Below are 19,916 nucleotides of genomic sequence, written 5' to 3'. Positions count from 1 at the left end.
GCCCCCAGAGTAATCAGGAGTGGCTGATCCTGACCCCGTCGATCACCCAGTACCAGTTGTTGGACCCGGTGTAGCGGAACCGGAAGCTCACGCCGGCGGCCCCGGAGGGGACGTCGACGGAAACGGACTGCGGCTGCGAGACGACGTCGGAGGTGTAGCTCCTGACGACGGTCGGCGTGCCGCCGTTGAAGGACGCGAGGATCTGGGCCGTCTGGGCGCCCTCCTGCCGGTAGAGGGTCGTGAAGTCCAGCCGCACCTTCGTCTTGCCGGTGACGTCGTACGCGGGGGTGACGAGGGTCGAGTCGTACGTACCGGAGAAGGCCTTGTCCGCCCACTCGTCGGAGTCGGCGACCGCGAAGACGCCGCGGGCGCGGACGTTGAGCTCACGCCACTGGTCGCGCTGGGTGCGGGACCAGAACTCGTCGGTGGCGAAGGCCCAGCCGCGCCACTCGGTCATGCCGCCGGTGCCCATGGCGTTGTTGATGACGGACCAGCCGCTGGGCGGGGTGTGCGTGTAGCCGCGGACGGTCGAGGGGATGCCTGTCTCGTCCGTTCGGGTGGCCAGGGTGAGCGCGTCGAAGGGGTCGCCGGAGCGCTCCTGGACCGGCTTGCCGTCCAGGCCCCAGGCCGGGTCGACGGGGATGCCGAGCTGCCCCAGGACGGTGGGGACGACGTCGACCAGCCGGGTGTCGATCGGGCGGGCGCCCGCGGCGATGCCGGGGCCGGTGGCGAGGACGAAGGTGCGGCGCTCCTCGATCGAGGAGCCGCCGTGGCCGCCCGGGTCCGTGTGGCCGTGGTCGGTGGCGACGATGACCGTCCAGCGCTCGGTGGCATAGCTGGGGCGGGCCTTGATCGCGGCGCGCAGCCGGCCGACGAACGCGTCCTGGACGGCGATCTGGTCGAGGTAGGCCTGGCTGCCCGCGCCCTGGTTGTGGCCCACGATGTCGGACTGGCCGAAGTAGACGAACAGGACGTCCGGGTTCTGGTTGCGCAGCAGCGCCTCGGTCTCGGCGGCGATGGTGGCGTCGTGCCCGGTGTAGCCGTCGGCGTCGCCGTCGAGGACCAGCTTCGCGTCCGCGCCGGGCGTGACGGTGCCCTGGGTGTCCAGGGGCTTCCAGTCGACGGCGGCGTAGGTGGACAGGGCGGGCCGGACCTGGGCGAGGCGGGCGAGGAAGCCGGGGTAGCGGGCGTAGTCCTTGCCGGTGAAGGTGTTGTCCTTCACGCCGTGCTTGTCGGGCCACACGCCGGTGGCGATGGTGGACCACCCGGGGCCGGAGGAGGTGGCGGCCATCGGGCCCGAGTACAGCAGTGAGGTGCCGTAGGTGCCCTCGCTCATCATGGCCTTCAGGTGCGGGGCGTCGGCCGCGTCGATGCGGTCGTGCCGCAGACCGTCCATGCCGATGACGAGCACCTTGTCCTTGCTGGTGCCGTTGGGGAGCGTGGGCAGGGCGTGGGCGCCGGGCGCGGTGGAGGCGCCGAGCGCGAGGGTCGCGGCGGTCGCCGTGGTGGTGGTGAGGACGGTGCGGCGGGACAGGTGTGACGTCACGTGATCCTCCTGAGCGGGTGTGAGCGGGCATGGCAACGCCCCCGGTGTGGTGCCAGGGGCGTTGCGTGGAGCGGTCCGTACGGGTGGGTCAGCTGTCGGTGGCCGACTTCCAGGCGTCCACGTACGAGGTCAGGTTCTTGTCGATGTCGTCCCAGTCGGGCTCGAAGACCTCGACACCGTCGATGATCTCGGCGAGCGCGGTGGCGTTGGCGTCGGTGGCCTTGACGTCCTGGCGGGCGCTGAAGCCGCCGCCGATCTCGCTGACCTGCTTCTGGGCGTCCTGGCTCAGCATGAAGTCGAGGAGCTTCTTGCCGTTCTCGGTGTGGGGGGCGTCGGTGACGAGACCGGCGGCGTAGGGCAGGGCGAAGGTGGTGGGCTTGCCGCCGTCCTTCGCAGGGAACCAGATGCCGAGGTTCGGCATGGTCTTGGACTGGGCGAAGTTCATCTGGACGTCACCGTTGGCGACGAGCAGTTCACCCTTGTCGACCTTGGGCGCCAGCTTGCCGGTGGAGGCGGAGGGTCCGACGTTGTTGGACTGGAGCTCGGCGAGGTAGTCCATGGCGGGCTTCTCGCCGCCGAAGTCGTGCATGGCCTTGATGAGCACGGCCGTTCCGTCACCGGCGACGCCCGGGGTGGAGTACTGGAGCTTGTTCTTGTACGTGCCCTCCAGCAACTCCTCCCACGTGGTGGGCGCCTGCTTCAGCTCCTTCTTGTTGTAGATGAACCCGAAGTAGTTGTTCACGACCGAGGTCCAGGTGCCCTCGGCGCCCTTGTCGGCGCCGCTGACCTGGTCGGAGCCCTTCGGGGCGTACTTCTGCAGCAGGCCCTTGCCGTCGGCCTGCTGGATGAAGGGCGGGAGCGTGACGATCACGTCGGCCAGCGGGTTGCGCTTCTCGCGGGCGGCGCGCTGCACCATCTCGCCCGAGCCGCCCTCGACGTACTCGGCCTTGATGCCGGTCTGCTTCTCGAAGTCCTTGAAGATCCGGTCGTACCAGCCGTCGCCCTTCTCGCCCTTGAGGCCGTCGGCGCTGTAGACGGTGACGACCTTCTCGTCGGCGGCGGCGGAGTTGCCGCCGCAGGCGGACAGGGCCGGGGTGGCGAGGAGGGAGAGGGCTGTCGCGAGCTTGAGGGTGTTTCTGGGCATGGCGAATGAACTCCTTGCGCATTGAGGGTTCGTGCGAGCTGGATCAGCGGGGCGAGCCGGGGCTGCGGGTCAGCGGTACGAGGCTCGGGTGCGGATGCGGGAGACGGCGAACAGCGCGAGCAGCGTCGCCGCCATGAGGACCACCGCGAGGGCGGAGCCGGCGAAGAGGGCACCGCGGTCGGTGGCCGCGTGGATCAGGACGGGCAGCGGGGTCCAGTCGGGCGGGTAGAGCATCATCGTGGCGCTCAACTCGCCCATGGACAGGGCGAAGCAGAGGCCGGCGGCAGCGGTGAGGGACGGCAGGAGGAGGGGGAGCCTGACCCGCCACAGCACGTACGCGGGCCGGGCGCCGAGGGAGGCGGCGGCCTGTTCGTACGCCGGGTCGAGGCGGGCGAGGGCGGCGGACACGGACTGGTGGGCGAAGGCGGTGACCAGGACGGTGTGGGCGAGGATCACGATCTGGCGGGTGCCGTTGAGCAGGAACGGCGGCTGGGAGAACGCCACCAGGATGGCGAGGCCGACGACCACCGAGGGCACCGCGACCGGCAGGACGAAGAGCGCGTCCAGGACCCTGCGGTACCGCTTGTTCAGCCCGGCCGCCGCGAGGGCCGCCCAGGTCCCGGCGGCCAGGGCGATCAGGCTCGCGGCGGCGGCCGTGACCAGGCTGGTGGTGAGGGCGTGGAGGGCCTCGCCGCGGGTGGCGGCGCTGTAGTGGCCGGTCGTGAAGCCGGAGGGCAGCACGCTCGACCAGTTGGTGGCGAAGGAGGCGCCCAGGACGACGAGGAGCGGAAGGGCGAACAGGGGCAGGAACAGGACGAGGAACAGGGCCCATACGGCCCACTTGGCCCCGCGGCTATGCACGAGCACGGCGGCTCACCACCCGGTAGAGGCCGTAGAGACCCACGGAGATCAGGACGTTGACGACGGCGACCACACACGCGCCCGGGTAGTCGGACTCCAGGATCGCCTTGCTGTAGACGAGCATCGGCAGGGTCGTGACGCCTTTCGCGCCGGTGAACAGGACGATGCCGAACTCGTTGAGGCACAGCACCAGCACGAGGCTGCCGCCGGCCGCGAGGGCGGGCAGCGCCTCGGGGAGGATCACGCGGCGGATGATGCGCAGCGGGCGCGCGCCGAGCGAACTGGCCGCCTCCAGCTGGGCGGTGTCCAGCTGGGAGAAGGCCGCGAGCAGGGGCCGTACGACGAACGGCGTGAAGTACGTGATCTCGGCGAGCAGGACCCCCCAGGGCGTGGTGAGGAACCGGAAGGGGCCGTCCTGGGCGCCGGTGACGTCGGTCCACAGGCCGTTGGCCATGCCGACCGTGCCGTAGATGAACAGCAGGGCCAGCGTGATCAGGAAGGACGGGAAGGACAGGAAGACGTCGATGAAGCGGGCCACCGCCCGTGCCCCGGGGAAGGGCACGAAGGCGATGACGAGCGCGATCACGAACCCGAGGACCAGACACCCGACGGTCGAGCCGGCCGCCAGCCACACCGTGGTCCACAGGGCCTCACGGAAGGCTTCGGAGGCGAAGACGTCGGCGTACGGCTCCAGCGAGGTGCCGCCGGTGTCCGGCTGGAGTGACTGCCGGACGACGAGGGCGAGCGGGTAGAGGAAGACGAGGGCGAGGAGGGCGACGGGTGGGAGGGCCCACAGCAGCGTTCTGGTCGTACCGCCGGTCCTGCCGGTGGTCACCGCGCTAGTCATGGGTGACTCCGGCGGTCAACAGCACCGCGTCCTCGGGCGCGAAGTGCAGCGTCACCTCGTCGCCATGGGCCGGCGGGTCCTTGAGTTCCCGCAGGTCCGCGATGACCCGGTGGCCGTCGATCTCGACGTACAGCCGGTGCGTGGACCCGCGCCACTGGATCTCCGTCACGGTCCCGGCGAGCCGGTTGGGTCCGTCGCCGAGGCCGACGAGGTGGGGACGTACGCACAGCGTCGCCTGCGCGCCCCGCGCCGCGCCCTCCGTGTCCACCTTCAGCTCGCCGCCCCCGAAGGCGACGCCGCCCGAACCGACCGTCACCGGCAGCAGGTTGGCGTTCCCGACGAAGGAGGCGGTGAACTCGTTGGCCGGCGCCCGGTACAGCTCCCGCGGGGTGCCGCAGGCCTGGAGGCGGGCGCTGTCCATCACCGCGATCCGGTCGGCGAGGGTGAGGGCCTCGACCTGGTCGTGGGTGACGTAGAGGATCGTGACGTCGGGCAACTCGCGGTGCAGACGGGCCAGTTCGGCGAGCATGCCGGAGCGCAGGCGGGCGTCGAGGGCGGACAGCGGTTCGTCGAGGAGGAGGACGCCGGGGCGGATGGCGAGCGCGCGGGCGATGGCGACACGCTGCTGCTGGCCGCCGGACAGCTCACGCGGGTAGCGGCGGGCGTAGGCCGCCATGCCGGTCATCTCCAGGGCCTCGGCGACCCGGGTGCGGATCTCGGCCTTGGCGACCTTGGGCGCCTTCTGTGCCCTATGCGCCCTCTGCGCCTTCAGCCCGAAGGCGACGTTCTCCTCGACCCGCATGTGCGGGAACAGCGCGTACTGCTGGACGACCATCCCGATGCCGCGCCGGTACGGCGGCAGGTCGGTGACGTCCTGACCGCCCAGGAACACCCGCCCGGAGGCGGGCCGTACGAACCCGGCGACCGCCCGCAGCGCGGTGGTCTTGCCGGATCCGGACGGCCCGAGCAGCGCCATGACCTCGCCGGGCTCGACGGTGAGGTCGAGGGAGTCGAGGACGACGTTGCCGTCGTAGGCGACGCTGACGGAGTCGAAGCGGATGCCGCTCATGTCAGCACTCCTGGCAACTCCGCGACGGAGCCGAGGACATGGGTCGCGCCGGCCGCCCGCAGTGCGTCGGAGTCGTGCGCGCCGGTCAGGACGCCGGCGACGAGGCCCGCGCCCGCGCGGACGCCGCTGAGCATGTCGTAGGAGGTGTCGCCGACGACGGCGATCTCCCGGACGTCGTCGGCGGCAGCCGTCCGCAGGAGCGCGGTGAGGACCATGTCCGGGTACGGCCGCCCCCGGCCTCCGGCGTCGGCCGGGCACAGGGTGAGGGGGACGAGGTCCTGCCAGCCGAGCGCGTCGAGGATCGCGTCCTGGGTGACCCGGGCGAAGCCGGTGGTGAGGACGACGGTACGGCCGCCGGCCTGGAGTTCCTCGATGGCCTCGCGGGCGCCGGGGATCGGCGCGACGAGCCCGCCGTCGACGAGTTCGCCGTACGCCTTCTCGAAGGCCGCGTTGGCGCGCCGTGCCCGCTCCTCGTCGCCGAACAGATGCCGGAAGACGGAGATCTTGGACTCGCCCATGGTGGCGCGGACGTAGGCGAGCTTGTCCGCGTGGTCCGGGGAGCCGGGCTCGACGCCCAGTTCGGCGGCGGCCGCCGCGAAGGCGCGCTCGACGAGGCCGCCGTCGGCGACGGTCGTGCCGGCCATGTCGAGCACGACCAGCCGCGTCTGCTGCTTGACCGACTGATTGACCGACTGATTGATCGACTGATTCATCATCAACTTCCTCACCAACCCAGTTCGTTCGCGGTCGTCTCGGCTATCGCGGGCGAGCAGGTCATCCCGCGCCCGCCGGGCCCGGTCACCAGCCACACCCCGTCGCGCACCTGCTGCCGGTGCACGACCCGGGTCGTGTCTGTGCACTGCGCGTACACCCCGGCCCAGCGGCGCCGGATCTTCGGCAGCGGGCGGCCGAGGAAGGACTCGACGACCTCGGTGAGGTGGTCGTAGGGGTCCTCCAGGGTGTCGAAGGCGAAGGGGTGCTCGTACTCGTGGGTGTCGCCGATGGTCAGCCCGCCGTCGGCGCGCTGCACCATGAGCAGCTGCATACGGTGGGCCGCGGCGGTCTCGGCCTGCGGCTGCCCGGCGCCGAGCGCGTCCAGGGCGGCGGAGGCGTACGCCGGGTAGTAGCGGAAGCTGTCCGCGTCGGCGACCGAGGTGGTCAGCGGTTCGCCGAGCGGGGCGGTCTGCATCATCTGGAGGCGGACGCGGCGCACGGGCAGGTCGGGGCCGGCCAGCTCACGGACCAGGCCGCCGAGCCAGGCGCCGGTGCACAGGATGACCACGTCGCCGCGGTGCACGTCGCCGTGATCGTCACGGACGGCGCCGGCGCCGACGACCTCGCGGACCTCCCGGCCCGGCCTGAACGTGTAGTTCGGGGACTTCAGCAGCTCCTCGCGCAGGGCGAGCTGCGCGGTGCGCGGCTCGACGGCCGCGTCCCGCTCGCAGTACAGGGCGGCGGTGAAGTCGCCGCGCAGGGCGGGGTTCACGGCGCGCGCCTCGTCGGGCGTCAGCAGCTTGTGTCCGCGGGCGGCGGCGTCCTCGCGTGCCACGGCGGCCTCGGCGACGGCGAGCTCCAGATCGCCGCGGACCGGGGTCAGGGAGCCGTTCGGCCGGAAGCCGAGGCCCGGTACGCGGGCTCCGATCTCCTCCCACAGCTCCCGTGCCCGAAGCGCGGTCCGCAGCTCCTCGCCGCCCGCGCGTCCGCTCACCCAGATCTGTCCGAAGTTGCGCAACGACGCGCCGCGAGCCTCCGCCTCGCGCTCGATCTGTACGACCTCGTGGCCGCGTTCCACTGCTTGCCAGGCGTGCATGGTGCCCACCACGCCGGCTCCGACGACTATCACTCTCACGACGGCAACGCTCCTCGGGATCGGGTAACCGGAAGGGTCCGGCTGACAACGAGAGCGTGAACTGGCCATCACGTTTGGGCTAGACCCGTTATCTCTTCGTGACAATCGGCGCCGTGACGAACAGGCCGGATTCCGGACTTTTCAGCCGCGCAGATGGGTGGTGAACGAGAACCGGTCCCCCCGGAACAGCGTCCGCACCCGCTCCAGCGGCTGCCCGTCCGTGTCCCGGGAGACCCGGTGGATCAGCAGCATCGGCAGGGCGGGCGGCGTCCCGATGAGCAGGGCCTCGCGCGGGGTCGCCAGCACGGTCTCCAGGCGCTCGTCGGCGTCGCCGAAGACGATGCCCTGTCCGTTGAGGAAGGCGTAGAAGGAGGAGTCGGGGTCGAAGTCGGCGTCCAGCCGGGGCACCCGGGCCACGGCGACGTACGTGCTCTCCAGGCCGACCCGCTCGTCGTCGGCGAGCAGAAGGCGCTCCATGTGCCAGACGGGTTCGCCGCGTACGAGGCCCGTCTCGGCGGCGAGGGCCGCGGGGCAGGGGAAGCGGTCGAGCGTGACGAGGCCACGGCCGGGGGTGCGCCCCTGCCGCCGTACGCCCTCGGTGTAGCTGGCGAGGGAGAGGGGCTGTTCGAGCTTGGGCCCGGCGACGACCGTGCCCCGTCCCCGCCGCCGCAGCTTGCCCTCCAGCACCAGCTCGCGGATCGCCTGCCGGACCGTCTCGCGGGCGACCTCGTACTCCTCGGAGAGATCGCGTTCGGTGGGGAGGGGGTCGCCCTCACCGAGTTCGCCGACCAGGAGGTCGAGCCGGGCCTTCACCGCGTAGTACTTCGGGATCCGGCCGTGCTCCGGGATGCCCTGGCGCACGGGGGCGCCGGGAGCCTGGTTGTTCGGGTAGTCCACGCAGGGATCGTCGCAGACGGGGCGGGCGTCCTCAGCGGCGCCTCCGCGCGACCAGCAGCGTGATGCCGGCCAGGACGAGGGCCGCGGTGGTGGCGAACGTGGCACCGGGGGGTGTGAGGCCGGTGCGGGCCAGTTCGTCGGCGAGGGTGAGATGGTCGCGGGGGTTGTCGGCGCCGGGGGTCGCCGAGGGGTTCGCGGCGGCGGAGGCGCCGGGGGAGGCCGAGGAATCCGAGGAATCCGAGGAGTCGCGGTCGGCCGGGTCGGTCGGCGAGGTCGTGTCGGCCGCCTCGCCCTTACCGGTCGGGCGGGCCGGGTCGGCCGGGTCGGCGTCGATGGTGAAGCGGTAGTCGTTGGACTGGCCGACCCAGTCGCCGTCGCCCTCGTGACGCTGGACGACGGCCGCGTTGGCGGTGACCTTGTTCGGTACGGCGTCCGAGGTGACGGCGAGCCGGACCTTCACGGTGACGGTCTTGCGGGGGCCGACGGTGAAGCCGGGGAAGTCGCCGGAGTCACCGGACCCGCCGAAGGCGCCGACGAGTTCGTCCTCGTCGGTGGTCTCGAAGCGGACGGGGTGGGGGCGGGCACTGTCCGCGCCGCCGTCCGCACCACCCTTCGGACTGCTGCTCGGACTGCCGTCCGGGCTGCCGCTCGGGCTGCCGTAGAACTCCAGGCGGGGCTGGGACGGCTTGAGGGCTCGCTTGGCGTCGATGAGGACGACGACGGGATGGATGCCGGTGCAGGTCCGGCCGGTCTTGTTGGTGAGGTCCAGGTACCAGGTGCCGAATCCGCCGCCGGCCACGTAGGTGTCGGGTCCGCCGTGGAGGCGGGTCGTGAGGGGGAAGGCCCGGTCGTCGGTGGCGCAGCTGGGCAGCTCGGCCTGGGGCTCCGCGCGCACCGGGGGCGCCACGGCGAGGAGGGCGGCTGCTGCGAGGCAGAGGGAGGCGGGTGAGTGCAGTCGCATGAACACATGACCATGCCGGGTCGGGACGGGTTCCCGGCGGTGCCATTCCGTACGGCTTCGCAAATCCGCTCGATCAGCGCACGCCGCGGACGCATCCGGCCCTCGATCAGCGCACGCGCGCCGCGGAGCCCGAGGGCACGACCACGCCCCTCAACGCCTCCGACTCACCCCTCGGCCCGCCCGAACAACGGCGCCAGCAGCAACTGGGCCGCCCCCTCGGCGACCCCGCGCTCCCCGCCGGCGGCGACCCGCACCGGCACGGCGTCCTCGCCCGCGCGCCGGGCACGCTCGTCGAGGACGGCGGCGACCCCGCGTACGAAGGTCTCCGGGGCGGCTGCGACCGTACGGCCGCCCAGCAGCACGAGGTCTACGTCCAGCAGCGCGACCAGGTTGCCCGCGGCGGTGCCCAGCACCCGGGCCGCCTCCGCCAGGTCACCGCGCGCCACGGCGGCCAGGCACAACGCCTCGACACAGCCGCGATTTCCGCACCCACAGGGCGGGCCGTCCAGCTGAACGACCTGATGCCCGAACTCCCCGGCTCCGGTCCGGGTCCCCCGGTGCACCGCTCCCCCGATGACGAGACCGCCGCCGAGTCCTGCACCGAAGTGGAGGTAGGCGAAGGAGGCGGCGGAGGGGATGGGTGGGGTGGTGCCGGTCGCGGCGCTGACGGGTGGGGTGGTCCCCGTCGCGGCGGTGACGGGGGCCGTGGTGCCGGAGGCGGCGGTGACGGGGGCCGTAGTGCCGGAGGCGGCGGTGACGGGGGCCGTGGTGCCGGAGGTGGGGGTGATGGGTGCGGCGGCGCCCGAGGTGGAGGTGACGGGCGCGGCGGCGCCCGAGGTGGAGGTGACGGGCGCGGCGGCGCCCGAGGTGGAGGTGACGGGCGCGGCAGTGACGGGCGCGGTGGCCCCGGAGGTGCTCGTGCCGGACCCGGCAATCGTGGGCGCGGCGGCGCCGGACGCTGCTGTGCCGGAGTCAGTCGTGCCGGACGCTGCTCCGCCGGAGACGCTCGTACCGGACCCGGCAATGGTGGGCGCGGCGGTGCCGGACGCCATCCCTCCCCCGACCGAACCCCCGCCAGCACTCCCGCCCGCACTCCCGACCGCACCCCCCACCGCCAGCCCAAGCGCCGCCGCATTGGTGTCCTTGTCGACCACGACCGGCAGCGCGAGCCGGCGCGCGAGCACGTCCCGCAGTGGGAAGCCGTTCCATTCCGGGAACCCGGTGACCCGGTGCAGCACACCGCGCCGGTGGTCGAGCGGCCCCGGCAGCGCCACGCCGACGCCGAGTACCGCACCGGGCCGACCGCCCCCGGCCACCAGCTCCTCCACCTCCCGCACGGCCCGCTCGACGACCGTCTCCGCACCGGCCCCCAGGTCCAGCGGGGTCCGGCGCTGGGCGATCACGGCGCCGGTCAGGTCGCAGAGCACGGCCGTCAGCTCGTCCCGGTCCAGATGGACTCCCACGGCATGCCCGGCCTCGGGTACCAGCCGCAGCACCGTGCGCGGCTTGCCTCCTGTCGACGCCCGGCGCCCCGCCTCGGCCGCGAGCCCGTCCTCCCGCAAGCGGGCGGTGATCTTGCTGACCGCCTGCGGGGTGAGGCCGGTGCGCTCGGCGAGTTCGAGCCGGCTGATGCCCTCGGCACCGGCCGTGCGCAGCAGGTCGAGCACGAGCGCGGTGTTGTGACTGCGCAGGGCGCCCAGGTTGACCCCGCCGAGTCCGACACCGCTGCCAGTACCGGTACCGGTGCCACCCTTCGACCTGTTCACGCCACCAACCACGCCACCAACCACGTCATCGTCCGGGCCACTGTCCACACCACGCTTCACGCACCCATTGTCCCCGGCGCTTGCACTTTGGCAACAGCGTTGCGAAAGTGGGATTCATGAGTGCTACTCCCCTCCGCGTCGGCCTGGTCGGCTACGGCCTCGCAGGCTCCGTCTTCCACGCCCCGCTGATCGCCACCACCGAGGGGCTCACCCTGGACACGGTGGTCACGTCGAACCCCGAGCGGCAGAAGCAGGCCCGCACCGAGCACCCGGACGTACGCGTCGCCGCCACGCCCGACGAGCTGCTCGCCCGCGCCGACGACCTCGACCTGGTCGTCATCGCGTCCCCCAACAAGACGCACGTCCCGCTGGCGACCGCCGCCCTGAAGGCGGGCCTCCCGGTCGTCGTCGACAAGCCGATCGCCGGCACGGCGGCCGAGGCACGCGAGCTGGCGGCGCTGGCCGAGGAGCGCGGCCTGCTCCTGTCGGTCTTCCAGAACCGCCGCTGGGACAACGACTTCCTGACGCTGCGCCGACTCCTGGCCAAGGGCGAGCTGGGCGACGTATGGCGCTTCGAGTCCCGCTTCGAACGCTGGCGTCCGCACCCCAAGGGCGGCTGGCGGGAGTCCGGCGACCCGGCAGAGATCGGAGGTCTGCTGTACGACCTCGGCAGCCATGTCGTCGACCAGGCACTGGTGCTCTTCGGCCCCGTCACGCAGGTGTACGCCGAGGCGGTCGTCCGCCGCGCCGGCGCGGAGACGGACGACGACACGTTCATCGCGCTCACCCACGCGAACGGTGTCCGCTCCCACCTGTACGCCTCCGCGACGACCGCCCAACTGGGCCCGCGTTTCCGGGTGCTGGGCTCGAAGGCGGGCTACGTCAAGTACGGCCTGGACCCGCAGGAGGCGGCACTGCGGGAGGGGCAGCGCCCGGACACGACTGCCGGCTGGGGCACGGAACCCGAGTCGCTGTGGGGCCGGGTCGGCTCCGGCGAATCCCCCCTGACGGGCGGCGGCCGCGCCGAACCCACCCTCCCCGGCGACTACCCCGCCTACTATGCGGCCGTGACAAAGGCCCTGCTGGGCGGCGGCCCCAACCCGGTGACGGCCCTGGAGGCGGCATCCGCCCTCGACGTACTGGAAGCGGCAGCCCGTTCGGCACGCGACGCAGTGGTGGTGAAGCTGTGATGACCAGCAAGACGCACAACCCGGAGATCACCCCCAAGTTCCACCCGGAGATCACCCCGTCCCTGGAGGAGCTGGAGGCCCAGGAGCGCCGCCTGGTCTTCCACCAGTTCACGTATGAGGACGCCTGGGCCCTGGGCTCGCTGCTGGTCGAGATGGCCCGCGAGCGCCAGGCCCCGGTCGCCATCGACATCCACCGGGCCGGCCAGCAGCTCTTCCACGCGGCCCTGCCGGGCTCCACCCCCGACAACGACGCCTGGATCGCCCGCAAGCGCCGGGTGGTGGAGCGTTACGGCACGTCCTCCTACGTCGTCGGCGCCCGCTTCCGCGCCAAGGGCACGACCTTCGAGGACTCCTCCCGCCTGGACCCCGACACCTACGCGGCCCACGGCGGCTCGTTCCCCATCAACGTCGAGGGTGCGGGCGTCATCGGATCAGTGACGGTGAGCGGCCTGCCCCAGCTGGAGGACCACCGGATGGTGGTGGAGGCCCTGGAGCACTTCCTGGCGAAGCAGTAGGGGCAACGCTCTGCCTTTGAGGGGCGCGGGGAACTGCGCGACAAGCCACGGACTACCCGCAGCTGACAAACCGCCCGCAGTTCCCCGGCTCTCCCAGCGGAGCGCTCACGCGTCCTTGAATTCCTGCCGCTGCCGACCGAGCCCCTCGATCTCCAGCTCGACAACATCCCCGCCCCGCAGGAACGGCTTCGGCTCAGGCTGCCCCAGCGCAACCCCCGCCGGCGTACCGGTGTTGATGACGTCCCCGGGGTACAGGGTCATGAACTGGCTGACGTACCGGACGACTTCGGCGACCGGAAAGATCTGCTCGGCCGTGGTGCCGTCCTGCTTCAGCTCGCCGTTGACCCACAGCTTCAGCGCGAGGTTCTGCGGGTCCGGCACCTCGTCCGCGGTCACCAGCCAGGGCCCCAGCGGGTTGAACGTCTCGCAGTTCTTGCCCTTGTCCCAGGTCCCGCCCCGCTCGATCTGGAACTCCCGCTCGGACACGTCGTGCGCCACGGCGTACCCGGCGACGTACGCGAGCGCCTCCTCGGCCGACTCCAGATACCGGGCCGTACGTCCGATGACGACCGCGAGCTCGACCTCCCAGTCGGTCTTCGTCGACCGGCGAGGGACCAGCACCGTGTCGTTCGGCCCGACGACCGTGTCCGCGGCCTTGAAGAAGATGACCGGCTCGGCGGGCGGCTCGGCGCCGGTCTCGCGGGCGTGGTCGTGGTAGTTCAGCCCGATGCACACGACCTTGCCGATGCGCCCCAGCGGCGGCCCGACCCGCAGCCCGGCCGCGTCCAGCTCGGGCAGCTCACCGGCGTCCGCCGCGGCGCGGATCCGGCCGAGCGCGGCGTCGTCGGCGAGCAGCGGTCCGTCGATGTCCGGCACGACACCCGACAGGTCCCGCAGGGCCCCTTCGGCGTCGAGCAGCGCGGGCCGCTCCGCTCCCGCCGTACCGACTCGCAGCAGCTTCATGATCACAATCTCCCTCGATCGCGGGCGCCCGCCGACGGGTGCAGCCATCGGAGGACTGGTCGATCCTCCAAGGTCTACGGCCAGTCCGCAATACCCGGTTCACGTACTGGACCGTAGGCGACGGATCCCCGGCGTTCAGCGATAGAGCACAGCCCGCTCCACCGCGCTCCACGTCGTACTGGTCACGACGTACAGCGCGGCCGCCAGCGGCACCACGGCCACGGTGAAGAGCGTGAAGAAGGACATGAACGGCATGACCTTGCTCACGGCCCCCATCCCCGGCACCGGCTCCCCGTCGACCACCGGCACCGCCGGATTCGCGGCCATCATCCGCTTCGTACGGCCGTAGTTGAACGCGGCGACGCAGGCGACGACCACGAACAGCCCGACGTACACGAGCCCGGCGCCCCCGAACGCGCCGCCGTCGCCGAGCGCGTCCGCCCACCGGTCCCCGAGGGGCGCGGCGAACAGCTGGTGCGACAGCAGCTCGTTCGTCTTCCCGCCGATCGTCGTGTTCGAGAACAGGTGGTAGAGGAGGAAGAAGGCGGGCAGCTGGAACAGGCTGGGCAGGCACCCCGACAGCGGCGACACCTTCTCCTTGGTGTGCAGCTCCATCACGGCCTGCTGAAGCCGCTCCGGGTTCTTCGCATGCTTCTTGCGCAGCTCGGCGATCTTCGGCTGCAGTTCGGCCCGCGCCTTCTGCCCACGTGCGGAGGCCCGGGACAGCGGATGCACGAGCAGCCGTACGAGCGCGGTGAACAGGACGATCGCGGCGGCGGCCGCGGTGGCGCCGAACAGTGGCTGGAGCAGGTCGGCGAGTTGCTGAACAAGGTCGGCGAAAACGGACATGGGTGAGCCCTCCGGGGGTCTCGTCGTGCCGGTGCGATGAGAGAAATGCCGGAATTCGGCATGGCGGCATGACGACCCGCGCGGGGTCACACGTGGGAGGTGCTGGAGGTGCGTGCCCTACGCGACGGTCGCCGGGAGGGCGTGTCCGGGTGCCCTGGGCCGGGGCCGGCCCGAGGCGTCGGGGTCGCGTTGCGGCAGGAATGCCGTACGGCGGGCCCGGTCGCGGATGGCCGTACGCACGCGCGTGGGCGGCACCGCGGGCGCGGCGCGCGAGGCGAGGAGCGAGCAGACGGCGAACGCGGAACCGGCGGCGGCGGTCGCGGCCAGCGCGACGGTCGCGGAGAGGCTGCCGGTGTCGAGCAGCGCGATCTCAAGGAAGAGCATCACCAGCACGGCGGCGGGACGCAGACGGGTCCAGCTGCGGATCATCGGCGGCCCTCCCCTCGTACGGCTCACATCGAAACTCGTCCTGATGTTCGTTATACAGGACGCACCGGATCCGTCACGCCGCCGGTTCGGCCTCGATCGGCTGAAGCAGGCGCTTGGGCCTGAGCAGCGCCCGGCTGATCGGATCCGCCGGGTCCGGATCGAGTGCCGGTCCCGGCACCATCTCGACGTCCGGGACGGGCACGACGGTTCCGCAGGCGGGGCATTCGCCGTACGGGCCGAGTTCCGTGCCGCAGTCGGCGTGCCGGAAGACGCGCAGCTTCTCCTCGCCGAAGTGCTCGCGGCCCCACAGGCCGAGCGAGCGCAGGGTGGGCCACAGCGCGATGCCGCGGTCGGTGGGGACGTACTCGTCGCGCGGCGGCGACTGCTGGTACCGGCGCTTGTCGAGGATGCCCTCGGCGGTGAGCGCCTGGAGGCGGGCCGCGAGGACGGCGCGCGGGATGCCCAGGTGGACGAGGAAGTCGTTGTAGCGCCGGACACCGTAAAGGGCGTCGCGGACGACGAGCAGCGTCCAGCGTTCGCCGACGATCTCCAGTGCCCGGGCGATCGAGCACTCCTGTGTCGCGTAGTCCTTGCCCAGTGCCATGGCGCCCACTGTAACGCCTTTCCACCTTCTTGGTTCAATGAACGAACCTACGATGTTACGGTGGGGCACATGCCACGGTTCAATGAACGAACTCTCACTGCGGCGGCGCCCGGGACACAGGCCGCGCCCTCCCCCTCTCCCGCCGCGGAGCAGCCCGCGAACCCGCGTGCCACCCTCGCCCTCACCAGCGCCGCCACCGTCGTGGCCCTGATGACGTACACCGCGCCGATGGTCACGCTCCCGCAGACCGCCGCCGCCCTGCACACTCCGCTCTCCGCCCAGGCCTGGCTCCTGAACGGCACCCCGCTCGGCCTCGCCGCCCTCCTGCTGGTGGCCGGCAGCCTCGCCGACGACTACGGCCGCCGCCGGATCTTCGTCGCGGGCACCTTCGCCCTGGGCATCACCACGGCCCTGGGCGCCCTGACGACCACCACCTGGCTCTTCACGCTGGCCCGCGTCGCCCAGGGCGCGGCGAGCGCGGCCCTCCTCGCCAGCAGTCTCGGCCTGATCGTCCACGCCTTCCCGACCGCGCGCGGCCGCCTGCACGCGACCGGCGTCTGGGGCGCCTTCGTGAGCGGCGGCATCGCGCTCGGCCCGGTCGTCACCGGCGCGATGCCGAACTGGCGGCTCGGGTACGGCGTGCTGGGCGCCGCCGCGCTGATCGTGGCGGCCCTGTCGACGCGGGCCCTGACCGAGTCCCGCGCCCCGCGCGGCGGCCGGCCCGACCTCGCCGGAGCCGTCACCTTCGGACTGGCCCTGGTCGCCCTGGTGGCGGCGCTGACCCTGGGCCGGGACGGCTGGCTGCGGGCGCCCGTGGGCCTGCTGCTCCTGGCGAGCGTGGCCCTGCTCGGTCTCTTCGTCGCGGTGGAGCGCCGCTCGGCGACCCCGATGATCGACCTGTCCCTGCTGCGCCACTCCCGCTTCCTGGCGTCCTCCGCCGGCGGCCTGTTCACGGGGCTCGCGGTGATCGGCCTGTTCAGCTTCCTGCCGGCACTGCTCCAGCAGACGCTCGGCCTGTCCGCGATGGACACGGCCTGGCTGTTCCTCCTCTGGTCCGGCCTGTCCTTCGCGGTCGCCCTCCAGGCCCGCAGACTGTCCGGCCGGGTGTCACCGCGGTGGCAGCTGGCGATCGGCTTCGCCCTCCACGCGGGCGGCGCCCTGGCGATGCTGGGCGCGCTGGACGCGGGTTCCTGGCCCCGGCTGCTGCCCGGCCTGCTGCTGGCCGGCATCGGCAGCGGCCTGCTGAACGCCGCGCTGCCACTGCTCGCGGTGGAGTCCGTACCGGCCCAGCGCGCCGCGATGGGTTCGGGCGCCCAGCAGACCTTCCGCTACATCGGCTCCTGCGCCGGAGTGGCCCTGACCATCGCCCTCGCCACGTCCGCCGGCGGCGGCCTGGCACGGGGCGCGGACATCGCGATGACGGTGTCGGCGGGGCTGGCGCTGGTGGCGGCGGTGAGTGTGGGGGTGCTGCGGGAGCGGGCGGCGTGAGGCCCGCCCGGCGCGACCGCGTCGAGATCCGGCGGTGTGCGGCCGCCTAACGCGGCCGCATCGAGACGAGCTTGGCCCACACCACCAGCCGGTACCTCGACGTGTACTCCGGCGTGCAGGTGGTGAGCGTGAGGTAGTAGCCGGGGTCCTCGTACCCATGGCCCGGCTTGACGCCGGAGCGCGGAACGGGCCCGATGACACTGCCGTCACGGGCGGCGGTCTGCGGCAGGGTCTGGTCGACGGCGTACGTGTACGTCGCGCTCCGCGTCTCGACCCGCACGATGTCCTCGGGCGCGAGCCGGTTGATGTACCTAAAGGGCTCACCGTGGGTGTTGCGGTGCCCGGCGACGGCGAAGTTGCCGGCCTGGCCCGGCTGCCCGGTGCCGGGATAGTGGCCGACGTAGCCCTTGTTGAGCACACCCGCCTTGCTGACGCCCTCGGCGACGGGCACGCGGAGGCCGAGGCGCGGGATGCTGAGGATGGCGTAGGCCCGGGACCAGTCGGGGGCGGGCGGGTCCGCGGACCGGCGCCGGGTGCCGGGGGCCGGCTCGGACACCCCGGGGTCCGCGGAGGCGTCCGCGGGCGCGGGTTCAGCCGTGGCCGACGGTGCCGATACGGCCGTACGGGAGTCGCCGCCCGCTACGTCCCAGGCCCGCTCCAGGGCACGGACCTCACGCCCGGCGCCCTCCCTCGCCTCCCGGTTGGTCCACCACACCTGGTGAACGACCAGCAGCAGAAGCACCACCCCGACGGTGACGAGCACCTCCCCGCCACCCCACAGCACGCGGCGCCGCAGGGCCTGCCGCCGAAGCCCGCTGTGCTGCACGACGCGAACCCGCACCATCCGTGAGCCTCCTTCACCGGGCCGCCCGCACGACAAGGGGCGCCCGCACGATAAGGGGCGGGGCGCGAGGTCTCCAGAGCCGTACGCACACCAGTCGCGACGCCTCCCCCGACGCCGGTCCCGGCCCAGCCCTCACGCCCGCCTCAACACCCGCCCATCTCCGCCGTGTCCGACCCTCCGAACGCTTCCCCCACCCCTTCCTCCACAGGTTTGAGAAAGGGCTGTCAGAACCCTCGACAACCCCACACGCCACACCCGATGCTTCCTGACGGCACGAACGGGACAAGCCACGGAGCCGGTTCGACGACGACACCGCCGACACCGGCCGTTGAGCGAAGCGGGGAAGTCATGATCCGACGTAGAACTCTGCTGGCGGCATCGGGCGGCGCACTCCTCGGCAGCGCCCTGGCAACGGGCACCGCCCACGCGGACGCCACCATCGCCGTCAACCCCGGCACGTCGTACGGCACCTGGGAGGGCTGGGGCACGTCCCTGGCCTGGTGGGCGAACGCCTTCGGCAACCGGAACGACTTCGCCGACCTGTTCTTCACAACCAACTCGGTGACGTACAACGGCACGACCCTCCCCGGCCTCGGCCTCAACATCGCCCGCTACAACCTCGGCGCGTGCAGCTGGAACAGCGTGAACGGCGAGACGATGGTCGAGTCGCCGAACATCCCCGGCTTCAAGCAGATCGAGGGCTTCTGGCAGGACTGGAACAACGAGGACCCCACCTCCTCGGCCTGGGACTGGAGCGCGGACGCGAACCAGCGCGCGATGCTGACAAAGGCCACGGCTCGCGGCGCGACCACGGAACTCTTCGCCAACTCCCCCATGTGGTGGATGTGTTCCAACCACAACCCCTCCGGCGCGGCGGGCGGCGGCAACAACCTCCAGACCTGGAACTACCGCCAGCACGCCTCCCATCTGGCGGCGACAGCCCTGTACGCCAGGAACAACTGGGGCGTGAACTTCGCGACGGTCGACCCCTTCAACGAGCCGGCGTCGAGCTGGTGGACGGCGACCGGCACCCAGGAGGGCTGCCACCTGGACCCGGCCGTCCAGGCGGCCGTACTCCCGTACATGCGCAGCGAGTTGGACAGCCGGGGCCTCACGGGCATCCGCATCGCGGCCTCGGACGAGACGAACTACGACACGGCCCGCTCGACGTGGGGATCCTTCGGCACGTCGACGAAGGCCCTGGTCTCGCAGGTCAATGTGCACGGCTACCAGGGCTCGGGCGGCCGTAGGGACCTCCTGTACACGGACGTGGTGACGACGTCCGGCAAGAAACTCTGGAACTCGGAGACGGGCGACAGCGACGGCACCGGCCTCACCATGGCCTCCAACCTCTGCTACGACTTCCGCTGGCTGCACCCGACCGCCTGGTGCTACTGGCAGGTCATGGACCCGTCGACGGGCTGGGCGATGATCGCGTACGACGCGAACACCCTCCAACCCACCACAATCCAGACCAAGTACTACGTAATGGCCCAGTTCAGCCGCCACATCCGCCCCGGCATGCGGATCCTCGACACGGGCGTGAGCTACGCGGCGGCGGCCTACGACGCGTCGGCACGCCGCCTGGTGATCGTGGCGGTGAACACGTCGACGTCGGCCCAGACATTGACCTTCGACCTGTCCCGCTTCACGACGGTGAGCGGCGGCTCGGGCGGCCTGGTCCCGCGCTGGAACACGGTGACGACGGGCGGGGACCAGTACCGGGCGTACGCGAACACGTACCTGAGCGGGAAGTCGGTGGCGGTGCCGTTCGCGGCGCAGTCGGTGCAGACGTTGCAGGTCGACGGGGTGGTGATCTGAGGGGGGGTGAGGGGGGTGAGGGGAGGGGTGATCTGAGGGGGCGATCTGAGGGGGATCTAGGGGTTGCCGGAACGATGCTGCTGGTCGCGCTGCCGACGGTGAACGTCCGCGGCCCCGCCGCCGCAACGACGCCCGCCCGGCCCGCCGGCCGGCCGGCCATGGCGCCCTTGATCACGGCCCCCGGTAAGCCACGCCCCGTTACCTTTCTCATGGCCCTGCAACGGGGCGCCTGGCCCCCGGGTCCGGTATGGCTGTTTGCCCCCTGTCGAGGTG

19 protein-coding genes are annotated in these 19,916 nt (G+C 72.0%); 4 read left to right on the top strand and 15 right to left on the bottom strand.

Annotated features, from left to right (window positions below):
* Positions 1-13: 13 nt before the first annotated feature.
* The 10 genes from OG331_RS30925 to OG331_RS30880 all read right to left on the bottom strand — a co-directional run bounded on the left by OG331_RS30925 (position 14) and on the right by OG331_RS30880 (position 10,940).
* Entirely contained in the window at positions 14-1,546 is a 1,533-nt protein-coding gene (locus OG331_RS30925) for an alkaline phosphatase family protein (protein ID WP_406202238.1), read from the bottom strand.
* 88 nt (positions 1,547-1,634) lie between these two features.
* A complete protein-coding gene (locus OG331_RS30920) occupies positions 1,635-2,690 on the bottom strand; it encodes a 2-aminoethylphosphonate ABC transporter substrate-binding protein (protein WP_406202236.1) in 1,056 nt (351 codons plus the stop codon).
* 69 nt (positions 2,691-2,759) lie between these two features.
* On the bottom strand, positions 2,760-3,557 hold the full coding sequence (locus tag OG331_RS30915) for an ABC transporter permease (RefSeq protein ID WP_406202234.1): 798 nt from the start codon (positions 3,555-3,557) through the stop codon (positions 2,760-2,762).
* A complete protein-coding gene (locus OG331_RS30910) occupies positions 3,544-4,398 on the bottom strand; it encodes a 2-aminoethylphosphonate ABC transporter permease subunit (protein ID WP_406202232.1) in 855 nt (284 codons plus the stop codon). The genes OG331_RS30915 and OG331_RS30910 overlap by 14 nt, the downstream gene beginning before the upstream one ends.
* The gene (locus OG331_RS30905) at positions 4,391-5,467 is read right to left on the bottom strand and encodes an ABC transporter ATP-binding protein (protein ID WP_406202230.1); all 1,077 of its coding nucleotides are present in this window, start codon (positions 5,465-5,467) and stop codon (positions 4,391-4,393) included. Before OG331_RS30905 ends, OG331_RS30910 begins: the two co-directional genes overlap by 8 nt.
* A complete protein-coding gene (locus OG331_RS30900) occupies positions 5,464-6,183 on the bottom strand; it encodes a phosphonatase-like hydrolase (RefSeq protein ID WP_406202228.1) in 720 nt (239 codons plus the stop codon). Before OG331_RS30900 ends, OG331_RS30905 begins: the two co-directional genes overlap by 4 nt.
* Before the next feature lie 8 nt (positions 6,184-6,191).
* Positions 6,192-7,316, bottom strand: a complete 1,125-nt coding sequence (locus OG331_RS30895) for a TIGR03364 family FAD-dependent oxidoreductase (RefSeq protein WP_406202226.1) — start codon at positions 7,314-7,316, stop codon at positions 6,192-6,194.
* Between the two features lie 141 nt (positions 7,317-7,457).
* Complete coding sequence (locus OG331_RS30890; protein WP_406202224.1) at positions 7,458-8,213, bottom strand: GntR family transcriptional regulator; 756 nt, start codon at positions 8,211-8,213, stop codon at positions 7,458-7,460.
* Between the two features lie 31 nt (positions 8,214-8,244).
* Positions 8,245-9,174, bottom strand: coding sequence for a hypothetical protein (locus OG331_RS30885; protein ID WP_406202222.1), 930 nt, complete (start codon positions 9,172-9,174; stop codon positions 8,245-8,247).
* A gap of 164 nt (positions 9,175-9,338) precedes the next feature.
* Positions 9,339-10,940 carry an ROK family protein gene (locus tag OG331_RS30880; protein ID WP_406202220.1) on the bottom strand — a complete coding sequence of 534 codons (1,602 nt, stop codon included), beginning with the start codon at positions 10,938-10,940 and terminating at the stop codon, positions 9,339-9,341.
* A 116-nt stretch (positions 10,941-11,056) separates the two neighbouring features.
* On the opposite strand from OG331_RS30880, the gene OG331_RS30875 reads away from it, so the two are divergent.
* Together OG331_RS30875 and OG331_RS30870 are read left to right on the top strand one after the other, a co-directional pair.
* Positions 11,057-12,130: a Gfo/Idh/MocA family oxidoreductase gene (locus tag OG331_RS30875; RefSeq protein ID WP_406202218.1), complete on the top strand. Its 1,074-nt coding sequence runs from the start codon at positions 11,057-11,059 to the stop codon at positions 12,128-12,130.
* Positions 12,130-12,645: a heme-degrading domain-containing protein gene (locus tag OG331_RS30870; protein ID WP_406202216.1), complete on the top strand. Its 516-nt coding sequence runs from the start codon at positions 12,130-12,132 to the stop codon at positions 12,643-12,645. Before OG331_RS30875 ends, OG331_RS30870 begins: the two co-directional genes overlap by 1 nt.
* 105 nt (positions 12,646-12,750) lie before the next feature.
* Here the strand turns inward: OG331_RS30870 and OG331_RS30865 are convergent, their stop codons facing one another.
* The 4 genes from OG331_RS30865 to OG331_RS30850 all read right to left on the bottom strand — a co-directional run bounded on the left by OG331_RS30865 (position 12,751) and on the right by OG331_RS30850 (position 15,490).
* Positions 12,751-13,608, bottom strand: coding sequence for a fumarylacetoacetate hydrolase family protein (locus OG331_RS30865; protein ID WP_406202214.1), 858 nt, complete (start codon positions 13,606-13,608; stop codon positions 12,751-12,753).
* Positions 13,609-13,743: 135 nt separating this feature from the next.
* Positions 13,744-14,457, bottom strand: a complete 714-nt coding sequence (locus OG331_RS30860) for a YidC/Oxa1 family membrane protein insertase (protein ID WP_406202212.1) — start codon at positions 14,455-14,457, stop codon at positions 13,744-13,746.
* 117 nt (positions 14,458-14,574) lie between these two features.
* Positions 14,575-14,886: a DUF6412 domain-containing protein gene (locus OG331_RS30855; RefSeq protein WP_406202210.1), complete on the bottom strand. Its 312-nt coding sequence runs from the start codon at positions 14,884-14,886 to the stop codon at positions 14,575-14,577.
* 73 nt (positions 14,887-14,959) lie between these two features.
* Positions 14,960-15,490: a winged helix-turn-helix transcriptional regulator gene (locus OG331_RS30850; protein ID WP_406202208.1), complete on the bottom strand. Its 531-nt coding sequence runs from the start codon at positions 15,488-15,490 to the stop codon at positions 14,960-14,962.
* A 69-nt stretch (positions 15,491-15,559) separates the two neighbouring features.
* On the opposite strand from OG331_RS30850, the gene OG331_RS30845 reads away from it, so the two are divergent.
* Complete coding sequence (locus OG331_RS30845; RefSeq protein WP_406202206.1) at positions 15,560-16,978, top strand: MFS transporter; 1,419 nt, start codon at positions 15,560-15,562, stop codon at positions 16,976-16,978.
* Positions 16,979-17,024: 46 nt separating this feature from the next.
* Here the strand turns inward: OG331_RS30845 and OG331_RS30840 are convergent, their stop codons facing one another.
* Positions 17,025-17,822, bottom strand: coding sequence for a class E sortase (locus OG331_RS30840; RefSeq protein ID WP_406202204.1), 798 nt, complete (start codon positions 17,820-17,822; stop codon positions 17,025-17,027).
* A 348-nt stretch (positions 17,823-18,170) separates the two neighbouring features.
* Here OG331_RS30840 and OG331_RS30835 point away from each other — a divergent pair, with 348 nt between their 5' ends.
* Positions 18,171-19,643: a beta-1,6-galactanase gene (locus OG331_RS30835; RefSeq protein WP_406202202.1), complete on the top strand. Its 1,473-nt coding sequence runs from the start codon at positions 18,171-18,173 to the stop codon at positions 19,641-19,643.
* Positions 19,644-19,916: the final 273 nt, after the last annotated feature.

This window comes from Streptomyces sp. NBC_01017, from assembly GCF_045162795.1.
GTDB lineage: Bacteria > Actinomycetota > Actinomycetes > Streptomycetales > Streptomycetaceae > Streptomyces > Streptomyces machairae.
Note: the sequence above shows the minus strand (reverse complement) of the source record. Positions and strands in the feature narration are given on the sequence as shown.